This window comes from Halalkalibacterium halodurans (assembly GCF_004376175.1).
Classification (GTDB): domain Bacteria; phylum Bacillota; class Bacilli; order Bacillales; family Bacillaceae_D; genus Halalkalibacterium; species Halalkalibacterium halodurans.
In genome coordinates this window covers 16,260-26,482 of sequence record NZ_SNUY01000062.1, presented here as the reverse complement: position 1 = coordinate 26,482, position 10,223 = coordinate 16,260, and the positions used below count along the sequence as shown (strand labels likewise).

The following is a 10,223-nucleotide window of genomic DNA, read 5'->3' as shown; positions in this document are numbered from 1 at the left end:
TTTTCATTGTAATGTTTGATAAGTGGTTCCACAAAATCCACAACACCATTGGACGTATACACATTTCCAGGGCGTAGCTGGGCTTTTAGGAAATCGCCTGTTATCCCATCGAAGGCAACCAATGGATGAAAGCCAACAGTCCCGTAATGGGTATTATAAGCTGTAAATTCTTGTTGGCCATATGTGTCAGCATGTGTTGAATCTAAATCAATGATGAGTGCTTTTGACTCTCTAAGTTCATGTACTTTATCTAAAAGTTCTTGGTTAGCGTGATGTAATTGTTCAATGGACTCATGATCAAATCGTGTATAAAAGCGAGATAAACTTGGTTGAGAAGCTAAGGAGTCAGTCCCAATCATTTGGGTGAAAACAGGATCATTCGTCAATTGATCGGCCGCATCATCCTCAGCATAACCAGCGATGAGTTGATAAATCTTTTGACGAAAGAGGTTTTCATTCGAATGAAGATAGTACTTTCTCTCGTCATTCAAATGCAGGTGTTGAACAAGAGTCTCAGAGAATCCGATTTTTTCATCAAACTCTCGAAAAACGAATTCACCTGTATCAGAAGAAAGAGAGCCTCCATCAGTTGACAATTTAATTTGACGATTGAAATCTAGTGTTAGTTGCGGTAAAGTAGCCATTATAAGAATCCTTTCTGTGGTTATTTCATCGTTGCTTTAACCATATCAGAAATGGATTCTTTTTTCATTTATTTGATGCATGGACCATTTAGCTCAATACCTTGATAGATAAGCATTATTTGGGCATTAAAGGTTTTTTATGAATAATTCAGGCTGATCATGGTATACTATGGACACAGTCAAGAAGTGTATTCGTTAGGAAAGGATGTGATTCCGTGAGTGAAAGCAAATGGGCGTTAGCCACTTTTGCTGGAGGCTGCTTCTGGTGTATGGTTTCCCCATTTGAGGAAGAGCCGGGGATTCATCAAGTGGTTTCTGGTTATACAGGGGGACATACAGAAAATCCCACGTACAAAGAAGTATGCTCAGAGACGACAGGTCACTATGAAGCGGTGCAAATTTCCTTTGACCCTGAAGTTTTTCCATATGAAAAGCTGCTCGAAATCTATTGGACACAAATCGATCCGACCGATCCAGGCGGACAATTTCACGATCGAGGCGATTCATATCGAACAGCGATTTTTTATCATGATGGGCAGCAAAAACAAGCAGCAGAAGCATCAAGACAAAAACTTGAGGAAAGCGGTAAATTCAACGCTCCTATTGTCACCCGTATCCTCCCTGCCAAACCGTTCTATCCGGCAGAGGAATATCATCAAAAGTACCATAAGAAGAACCCATTCCATTACAAAATGTACAGACACGGCTCTGGGCGCGAAGCCTTTATTAAACAACATTGGGGGGAATCACGATGACCGAACAAAACGAAGAATTAAAGAAAAAGCTAACACCACTCCAATATGAAGTGACGCAAAACAATGGAACGGAGCCACCTTTTCGAAATGAATACTATGATTTAGAAGCGGAAGGGATTTATGTTGATATTGTATCCGGGAAACCGTTGTTTAGCTCTAAGGATAAGTATGATGCTGGCTGCGGTTGGCCAAGCTTTACCAAACCAATCGATGAAGAAGAAGTGATTGAAAAAGAAGATCGTAGTCACGGAATGATTCGGACTGAGGTGCGAAGCAAACAGGCGGACTCTCATTTAGGACACGTATTTCCAGATGGCCCTGGACCAAACGGCTTAAGGTATTGCATTAACTCGGCTGCCTTGCGGTTCATTCCAAAGGCTGACCTAGAGAAAGAAGGATACGGAAAGTATAAAGCATTATTTGATTAGAAAAAACGGAGGTGGATCATTGATCCGACCTCCGTTTTCTGTTCAAATAAGCAAATTAGAATAACATTCCCGCAATGGAGGCGCTGAGTAAAGAAGCTAGCGTACCTGCAAGGATCGCGCGTAATCCGAGACGGGCAATATCAGGGCGACGGCTCGGAGCAAGCTTACCCAATCCTCCTAAAAGGATTCCGAGGGATGAGAAGTTAGCAAATCCGCAAAGGGCAAAACTAATCACCATCACCGCTTTATCTGAAAGGTTTTCAATTTCTGGTGCAAAGCTTAAGTAGGCAACAAATTCGTTCACAACGAGTTTCTGACCGATATAACTTCCCGCTTGAAGCGCTTCAGCCCAAGGAATTCCGATGACAAACGCAAGCGGAGCAAACACGTATCCGAGGATTAATTCTAAAGACAATTGCGACGCCCCAAACAATCCTCCGATCCATCCAAGAATTCCATTAATTAATGCAATCAATGCAACAAACGCTAGTAACATCGCCGCAATATTTAGAACAAGCATTAACCCGGTGCTCGCCCCATTGGCGGCCGCGTCAATCAAGTTCGTGGACTCTTCATCCTTTGCGAGCTTAAAGTCATCTTCTGCATCGGTTGTTTTCTCCGTTTCAGGCATGATCATTTTCGCCATAATCAAGCCCGCAGGAGCAGCCATAAAGCTTGCCGCTAATAAGTATTCAAGCGGTACTCCTAAAAGAGAATACCCGATTAAAACAGAACCAGCAACAGAAGCAAGTCCCCCTGTCATAACAGCAAAGAGCTCGGATTGCGTCATTTTGGGTAAGTAAGGCTTAACAACGAGTGGCGCTTCCGTTTGCCCAACGAAAATGTTAGCTGCTGCTGACATCGATTCTGCCTTTGATGTTCCGAGTAGCCAGGACAGCGCACCACCGATAATTTTAATGACAAATTGCATGATCCCTAAATAATAAAGGATCGAGATTAGTGCTGAGAAGAAAATGACGACAGACAAAACGTTAATTGCAAAAACGAAGCCTACGCCTGAACCTTCTTCGAAAAATCCACCAAATACGAAGTCGATCCCTTCATTCGCATAACTAATAATGTGCAAAACTACATTGGTTAAGCTCTCAAGTAACGCTTGTCCAGCTGGAATTTTTAATACAATAATCGCAAATAATAGCTGAATCGCGAGACCACCTAATATCGTTCGTGGTTTAATTGCACGACGATTTGTGGAAAATGCAAAAGCGATTAGAAAAACAACGACGATTCCTAATAAACCCCACAAAATATTCATTCATCGCACCCCTTTTTTATTAGTTAACAGACGTGGCCCACTTCCATATCTTTTTGATCAAAAAATTTGAAATCTATAAGGAAGTCAGACGTCTATACGTTTAACGTTTTCACTATATCAGGAACCTTCTTTAATGTAAATAGAGAAAATCACACAATGCGAACGGTTTCTGTTACCTTTTTTCATAATTTTAGTTAATAGGATATCATATAGTGTAGGAATGACCTTTATTAGGTGACCCTTTATGAGTACTATGTGAAGCTTTTCGTTTATTATGCGTACCGAAACGGATAATTGGGTAATGAAAGAAATCAAAGGAGGTAGAAAAGTGAACACACGAATTGAGCGAGATACGCTAGGAGAAATGCACGTTCCACAAGACAAATTATGGGGAGCACAAACGCAGCGAAGCTATGAGAATTTCCATATTGGGGTAGAAAAAATGCCGATGGAAATTATTTATGCCTTTGCCTTGCTAAAAAAAGCAGCAGCAAACGTCAACAAAAAGCTTGGACAACTGTCTGCCGAAAAAGCAGATGCCATTACCTGGGCTGCAAATGAAGTGCTAGCTGGCAAACACGATGATCATTTCCCGCTTTTCGTTTGGCAAACCGGTAGCGGCACGCAGTCGAACATGAACATGAATGAAGTCCTTGCCCGCAGGGGAAACCAGCTTCTGCAAGAAAAAGGACTAAATGTTACAATTCACCCGAACGATGACGTGAACCGATCGCAAAGCTCCAACGACACATTTCCTACCGCCATGCATATTGCGGCTTATAATAAACTGGACGATCACTTACTGCCTACACTCCAAATGTTCAAACAAACACTCCACCAAAAAGCAAAGCAATTTGATGATGTGATTAAATTAGGACGAACACACTTACAGGATGCGACCCCCTTAACCCTCGGCCAAGAAATTAGTGGCTGGGCTCGGATGCTCGAAAAGACCGAGCAAATGATCCGTGAGAGCATGATTTATTTGCAGGAATTAGCTATCGGTGGTACGGCTGTCGGTACAGGGATTAACGCCCATCCTAAGTTCGGAGAAATGGTGGCCGCCGAGATCGCAAATGAAACCGGGAAACCTTTCAAATCAGCCGCTAATAAATTTCACGCGCTCACAAGTCATGACGAACTAGTACACACTCACGGCGCCCTAAAAGCGCTTGCTGCCGATTTGTTTAAAATTGCGAATGATATTCGTTGGCTTGCAAGTGGGCCTAGGGGCGGGCTAGGAGAACTGATCATTCCTGCTAACGAGCCGGGAAGCTCCATTATGCCAGGAAAGGTCAATCCAACTCAGAGCGAGGCATTAACAATGATCACGTCGCAAGTAATCGGAAATGATGCCACGATTGCTTTTGCTGCAAGTCAAGGGAACTTTGAACTGAACGTATTTAAGCCGGTCATTATTTACAATTTCCTTCAGTCCACAACGCTGTTAACTGATGGACTCCGGACGTTCCATGACAAATGCTTAATCGGCCTTGAGGCAAACGAAACGATCATTAAAAAGCATTTAAATGAGTCACTCATGCTCGTGACAGCACTCAACCCCCACATCGGTTATGAGAACGCAGCAAAAATTGCGAAAAAAGCACATGCCGAAGGCTTAACTCTTAAAGAAGCCGCGATACAAAGCGGCTTGCTAACCGAAGAGGAGTTTGAAAAAATGGTCGATCCTGCAAAAATGGTTCACCCACAAGGCTAAAGAAATGCGGAGGGATTTTCTCCTTCCGCATTTCTAGTCTTTCCGTTCCATTTTGCGAGCAAACCGGGTTGGATAAAATAAATCCTCGTGCGACAATCCATACAATGCAGCGATTTGCATGGCCCTCTCCCTGCTTACTTGGCGCTGGCCCAATTCAATTTGAGACAAGTAACCAGCTGAAATGCCTAGCTTTTGAGAGGCCTCTTCCAGCGAATACCCCTTTTTTTTCCGCGTTTTTCGTAAGAGGCTCATCATCACACCACTTTCTTCACCATTTGTTATAAGTTTACAACGCATAGTGAATAGTAGTCAATTCATTTCGAGAAGAAAATGAATTTTTCTTACAACTTTGCAGAATGCAAAGTATAATAGGAAGTAAATTGGATGTTTCACTTTTTATCGATTGGGAGGTGTAGTAGGATGTTTCCCGAACGTCTTCGCTATTTACGTAAGAAGCACGGGCTTACGATGAAAGAACTTGGAAGAAAGATAAACGTAGCAGAATCTACCATTTCAGGATATGAGAACGGCAATCGGAAGCCTGATATGGATACGCTCGTAAAAATGGCTGAATATTTTAATAGCTCTACCGATTATTTGCTCGGACGTACGGATGAACCAGCTCCCTATCAAAAACAACCGCCGGAAAAACAATTACTATATTCTGAAACCGTTACTGATGAAGAGGTCGAGTTCTTGCGCGAATCTCTCGCTGTCTTTCGAAAATATCGTGAAAAGCCGTAAGCTTCGTTATTCATCATAAGTATAACGAACAACATACTTATTCGTCTTCAGTTTGCGAATTTCAACACTTGGGCCAATTTCATAGCCGTTTTTCCAGTTGTCCTCGATTTTGGCTGCCACACAGCCAGCTTGAAATTTCGAACGAAACGTCTCCTTCCAATAAATCCATCGTGGTCTTCTTTTCATCACAAATGCCTTCCTCGCTTGTTTTTAATTATTTTATCTAGTTCGTGCATGGAATACAAATAGAGTTTTTTATGTAGAAAAAAGGCCCTTTTATTCAAGAGACCTTTTTTCAGCATTAACCGATCAATTCTTCATCTTCACGTTTCTTCACTTCTTCTCGGCTCCGGCTCTCTTCCTCATCACGGCTTCGGTGAGCGATGCGCGCAGCAGCATTAGCAGCAATGCTCGAAATTAAATCATCTAAAAACGTGTGAACCTGAGGCTTTTTCTCGTCTAGCTTTTTAATAATGCCTTCCTTTTGTTTATCTAAATAACCAAAGGTTGTCACAGCGATGCTCCCGTACCCGAAAACAGAGCCTAACGCGATCGTTTCGTCTACACCGAACAACCCCTCGTCCTGCTCGACGATGGATTGTAGCGGTTCAGACAATTTTTTCTGTTCTGCTAACACATCAAGCTCAATCCCTACGAGAATAGCATGTTGAATTTCCCGTTTTCCTAGTACAGCATCGGTACTTTCGATACAATCTTCAAGCGTCATCGACTCATTGTATGGTTTTTGCAACGAATAAACGATTTCTGCAATATCTCTTACGGTTACACCGCGCTCAAGCAACTTTTGACGCGCTGCTTGTTCAACTACATGGCTCGGTACTGGCTTTTTCAACTGCTAGGCCCCCTCTGACGTCGTCTAAAACTAACAATCCTACTTTATTCTATCATACTTTTTATAGTGATTATGGTAAAATAAAAGCAATTCAATGACGTATTGTGGCAGTAGAAAGGATAGAAGTCGAATGGTCAAGCGATTTGAAGGAAAACTATATGAAGAAACATTGACAAGTCATTATTTAAATGATGAATTAAAGCTGATGTTTTATTTACCACCGAACTATACTCCTCTGTATTCATATGATGTGCTCATTGCGCAAGACGGTCAAGATTATTTTCAAATGGGACGAATAGCCCGGCAGGTGGAAACACTGATAAAAGACGGTGAAATTCGTGACGTGATCGTTGTCGGAGTCCCTTATAAAGATGTTAAGCAAAGAAGAAAGCGCTATCACCCCAAAGGAGAGGAAATGGAGGCTTACACTCGCTTTTTAGCCTGTGAGCTCGTTCCCTATCTCGACGAGACGTTTCAAACCCATCCGTTATCCACGGGGAGAACATTAGCAGGCGACTCTCTAGCTGGTACCGTCTCACTCTTAACCGCCTTACAGTACCCTACCCTTTTCGGACAAGTGATGGTCCATTCACCTTATGTGGATGACACTGTCCTTCAGGCGGTGCGAGCGTATGAGAGAGGTGACACCCTTTCCATTTACCATCGGATCGGCACGGAGGAAACGAACGTCAAAACAACGAACGGCGAAATTCTTGATTTCCTCACACCGAATCGTGAATTAGCCAACCTTATAAAAACAAAAGCCTTCACGTACGATTATGACGAATTTCCAGGTGATCATACGTGGACCTATTGGCAAAAGGATTTAGCCCAAGGATTAATCACATTATTTTCTTAATTCATACACACTATTTGAAAAGGAGGATTGTCATGATGAATTACGGTGTTGCATTATTTCCATCAAAACCTTTACAGGACTTAGCGAATTCCTACAGGATGCGTTACGATCCGCATTACACGCTTATCCCACCCCATGTGACGTTAAAAGAGCCTTTTGAGCTAGAGGAACAGGAATTACCTTCAGTGGTCAAACGAATTCGGGAGATCGCGAAAGGCGTCGATCCGTTCCCACTTGAAGTATACAAAGTCGATACGTTTTATCCTGTTTCGAATACCCTTTTCTTTAAAATACGAGAGCATTCAGCATTAACAGAGCTTTACGAACAACTCCATACACCTCCTTTTAAACGAAACGAAAAGTATAGTTTTGTCCCACACTTGACAATCGGACAAAACCTTTCGTATGATGAGCTATCAGACAACCTGGGCCGCCTAAAAATGAAGCAAATTCAACATGAAGAAATCGTTGATCGTATCCAGCTATTATACCAACTGGATAACGGATCATGGACCGTTTATGAAACCTTTAAATTAGGAAAGGAAGAGTAACTTGAACGTAATCATCGCAGAGACAGATCAACAGCTAGAGGATGGTTTTCATGTACGGAGGGAAGTGTTTATAAAAGAACAGCACGTTCCCGAAGAAGAGGAAATAGATGAGTATGAGGAGGAAGCCACACACTTTGTGCTTTATGATGATCAGGCTCAGCCTGTAGGAGCTGGCCGATTACGTACGATCTCTACTGATGTTGGGAAGATCGAACGAATTTGCATTATGAAACAAGCGCGGGGCACCGGAGCCGGGAAGCTTTTAATGGAGTCGATTGAATCATTCGCTCATAAGGTTGGGGTTCATAAGCTTAAGCTAAACGCCCAAACACATGCCGAGGGATTTTATGAGAGACTCGGATTTAAAACCGTATCGGAGCGATTTTTCGATGCTGGCATTCCTCATGTGACAATGGTTAAAACGATTGAATCATAGCGAAAGGAAGGCTTTGATGGCCTTCCTTTTCTTTTTATTTGCTTTCTTCTTTTCGCTCTAATTTTTCTCGAACCGCTTCTACTTTCTCTTCCATTTTCCGCTGCACATCGCGGCGATCATCGATCCGGATGTTCGTCGCGACACGTTTGATTCCGTGTTGAAATGGAACTTCATGTATTGCTTGAATCACCTCAAATAAGATTGGTAGCTCCCCTTCAATTAGCGTGCTCATTGGCGTTAGTTCATAGCGCACTTTATCTTCATATGTTTTAAGGACTTGATGAATCTCTGCTACATAGGCAGATACACTCGGAGTTTCCGTACCGATCGGAATAACCGTCACATCCACAATAGCCATATTTCTAGTCTCCTTCCGTTTTCGCGGCGTTCTTACCCTGTCAGGAAATTCTCGAAAGGCGAGCCGCCGATAAGACTCAATAGCCGCAATCATATGCATCGTATCAGGTTCTAAGGTTGTCACATGTCGCTGCAGCCAGTAGGATATGTGAAGAATAATGTTTCTAAGCCAAGCAAATCCCCGCCACTCCATGACACGCTGCACAATAGGGACAGCGAATACACTACTGTAAGAAGCGTACATCAATGTCAGCTCAATAGACAATCCGCTTATAAGCCCAACCATTGTTAGGAAACAGACAGACCCGAAGTAGATAACGACCATGTTTGTTGAACAGTATCGGTTCGTGATTTCTGCTTGCCTTATTTCCTCTAATCTCGCTCGCCGAATGAGCCCCCGATCACTAAACACTTTATGTTCGGCTCCGTGATATTTCCGCAATTCGGTTGGAAAAATAAAATGAGTGCCGTACGCTAAGTAGAGTAACGTATAAAGGGGAAGCCCCGTCCACGTCATCATCCCTAAGGCTACGAATAGTTTCGGGACGAGGACGAGACTAAGAAGGGTCAGCACGAGTAATTTAAACCAGACGGGAAGCCCCTGGGTCACATGCTTCATCATTTGCAGTAACGTTTTTTGGTTCAACGGACGAAGCCACGTCTTCAGTCGTCCATTCACATGGTACGCGCATGCTACATGACGTTTGCCAATATAGAAAATCCCTTGCTGAAACGATAATCCTCGAATTTTCATCGGCTTGGTCCCTTCATTTCTGTGTATATTCAACTGGCTTCGTTAATACCCAATACGGTACATTCGGTCCATTTTCAAATGATGGCTCGTCTAGCTTTGCCGAATCTCGGAGCATTCCTAAATGATGACTCCACGTATGGACATAATAAACCGTTAGTTCCGTTTCCTCTAGCTGTTCTCCTTCAATGTCAACGACAATTTCACCAAGGTTGCCAAAGCTTTCGAAGTCGCGCAATTCATTCGGAAAAGAGAAAATCACGCCATCGGAGACAACCTTCCCTTTGGAACGAAAAATCTCCTCGTGACCATAAAAAAGGCGAATGTCCCCTTCTGTAAAAACAATTTCATCAGCAGGCTCCGTCATAGCAATACTGATGTAGTCCATGCCGTATAATCCGTCCGTTGGCATCGCGTTCCAGTCCCATTCAACTTGGACAGTTAATTGATTTTCTATCGCTTCCGCCTCCACATTAAACGAGACGACATCCTTTAATTCTTCATTTGAAAACTCTGTTTCTTGCTGTAAGTAAAAATAACCACCTATGAAAAGTAGCACCATTAAAGTCGCTGGCAAAAGAAAAACGATTTTATTTCCTGTTGGCATCTTTATTCTCCTCTCGATCGCAAAACAATCGGAGTTTTTCTGTCCTTCCTCTCTAACTCATACGTTACTATCATATCAAACCAGTCGTCTATCGAAAACAAATACACGTTTGAGTCAAGTATTTATAGGCAGTTTTTTTAACACCTTAAATTTGAAAGCGGATTCAAACTCTTAGGATACTCTCTTGGTAAGAATTTTGCCTTTTTTAAAAGCCAGACAACTCTTTTAATGCTTTGTAAACTGGT

At 42.6% G+C, this 10,223-nt stretch carries 14 protein-coding genes; 7 read left to right on the top strand and 7 right to left on the bottom strand.

Translation table 11 applies throughout. The annotated features are described in order from the left end of the window. Positions 1–644 (bottom strand): IS1380 family transposase (locus E2L07_RS16625; RefSeq protein ID WP_134230111.1); only part of this gene is annotated, 644 nt, incomplete at its 3' end. A 215-nt stretch (positions 645–859) separates the two neighbouring features. Between E2L07_RS16625 and msrA the strand changes: the two genes are divergently transcribed. Further along, positions 860–1,399: a peptide-methionine (S)-S-oxide reductase MsrA gene (gene msrA / locus E2L07_RS16620; RefSeq protein ID WP_134230110.1), complete on the top strand. Its 540-nt coding sequence runs from the start codon at positions 860–862 to the stop codon at positions 1,397–1,399. Continuing rightward, positions 1,396–1,827: a peptide-methionine (R)-S-oxide reductase MsrB gene (msrB, locus tag E2L07_RS16615; protein WP_053431471.1), complete on the top strand. Its 432-nt coding sequence runs from the start codon at positions 1,396–1,398 to the stop codon at positions 1,825–1,827. Before msrA ends, msrB begins: the two co-directional genes overlap by 4 nt. Before the next feature lie 55 nt (positions 1,828–1,882). Here msrB and E2L07_RS16610 read toward each other — a convergent pair whose 3' ends face one another. Beyond that, positions 1,883–3,103, bottom strand: coding sequence for a NupC/NupG family nucleoside CNT transporter (locus tag E2L07_RS16610; protein WP_134230109.1), 1,221 nt, complete (start codon positions 3,101–3,103; stop codon positions 1,883–1,885). Positions 3,104–3,431: 328 nt separating this feature from the next. On the opposite strand from E2L07_RS16610, the gene fumC reads away from it, so the two are divergent. Further along, entirely contained in the window at positions 3,432–4,820 is a 1,389-nt protein-coding gene (gene fumC / locus E2L07_RS16605) for a class II fumarate hydratase (protein ID WP_134230108.1), read from the top strand. Positions 4,821–4,853: 33 nt separating this feature from the next. On the opposite strand, the gene E2L07_RS16600 is transcribed toward fumC, so the two are convergent. After that, positions 4,854–5,072 carry a helix-turn-helix domain-containing protein gene (locus E2L07_RS16600; protein WP_010897609.1) on the bottom strand — a complete coding sequence of 73 codons (219 nt, stop codon included), beginning with the start codon at positions 5,070–5,072 and terminating at the stop codon, positions 4,854–4,856. Positions 5,073–5,240: 168 nt separating this feature from the next. Between E2L07_RS16600 and E2L07_RS16595 the strand changes: the two genes are divergently transcribed. Further along, the gene (locus E2L07_RS16595; protein WP_134230107.1) at positions 5,241–5,564 is read left to right on the top strand and encodes a helix-turn-helix domain-containing protein; all 324 of its coding nucleotides are present in this window, start codon (positions 5,241–5,243) and stop codon (positions 5,562–5,564) included. Between the two features lie 6 nt (positions 5,565–5,570). Here E2L07_RS16595 and E2L07_RS16590 read toward each other — a convergent pair whose 3' ends face one another. Both E2L07_RS16590 and E2L07_RS16585 read right to left on the bottom strand, forming a co-directional pair. Then, on the bottom strand, positions 5,571–5,750 hold the full coding sequence (locus E2L07_RS16590; protein ID WP_010897607.1) for a hypothetical protein: 180 nt from the start codon (positions 5,748–5,750) through the stop codon (positions 5,571–5,573). 115 nt (positions 5,751–5,865) lie between these two features. Continuing rightward, positions 5,866–6,417, bottom strand: coding sequence for a phosphatidylglycerophosphatase A family protein (locus E2L07_RS16585; RefSeq protein WP_053431475.1), 552 nt, complete (start codon positions 6,415–6,417; stop codon positions 5,866–5,868). A 130-nt stretch (positions 6,418–6,547) separates the two neighbouring features. On the opposite strand from E2L07_RS16585, the gene E2L07_RS16580 reads away from it, so the two are divergent. The 3 genes from E2L07_RS16580 to E2L07_RS16570 are packed head-to-tail and all read left to right on the top strand — an operon-like array spanning position 6,548 to position 8,263. Further along, on the top strand, positions 6,548–7,276 hold the full coding sequence (locus E2L07_RS16580; RefSeq protein ID WP_053431476.1) for an esterase family protein: 729 nt from the start codon (positions 6,548–6,550) through the stop codon (positions 7,274–7,276). Between the two features lie 35 nt (positions 7,277–7,311). After that, positions 7,312–7,827: a YjcG family protein gene (locus E2L07_RS16575; protein ID WP_053432006.1), complete on the top strand. Its 516-nt coding sequence runs from the start codon at positions 7,312–7,314 to the stop codon at positions 7,825–7,827. Between the two features lies 1 nt (position 7,828). After that, the gene (locus E2L07_RS16570) at positions 7,829–8,263 is read left to right on the top strand and encodes a GNAT family N-acetyltransferase (protein ID WP_010897603.1); all 435 of its coding nucleotides are present in this window, start codon (positions 7,829–7,831) and stop codon (positions 8,261–8,263) included. 34 nt (positions 8,264–8,297) lie between these two features. Here the strand turns inward: E2L07_RS16570 and E2L07_RS16565 are convergent, their stop codons facing one another. Together E2L07_RS16565 and E2L07_RS16560 are read right to left on the bottom strand one after the other, a co-directional pair. Then, positions 8,298–9,374, bottom strand: a complete 1,077-nt coding sequence (locus E2L07_RS16565; RefSeq protein ID WP_134230106.1) for an MTH1187 family thiamine-binding protein — start codon at positions 9,372–9,374, stop codon at positions 8,298–8,300. 13 nt (positions 9,375–9,387) lie between these two features. Beyond that, complete coding sequence (locus E2L07_RS16560; protein ID WP_134230105.1) at positions 9,388–9,978, bottom strand: hypothetical protein; 591 nt, start codon at positions 9,976–9,978, stop codon at positions 9,388–9,390. Positions 9,979–10,223: the final 245 nt, after the last annotated feature.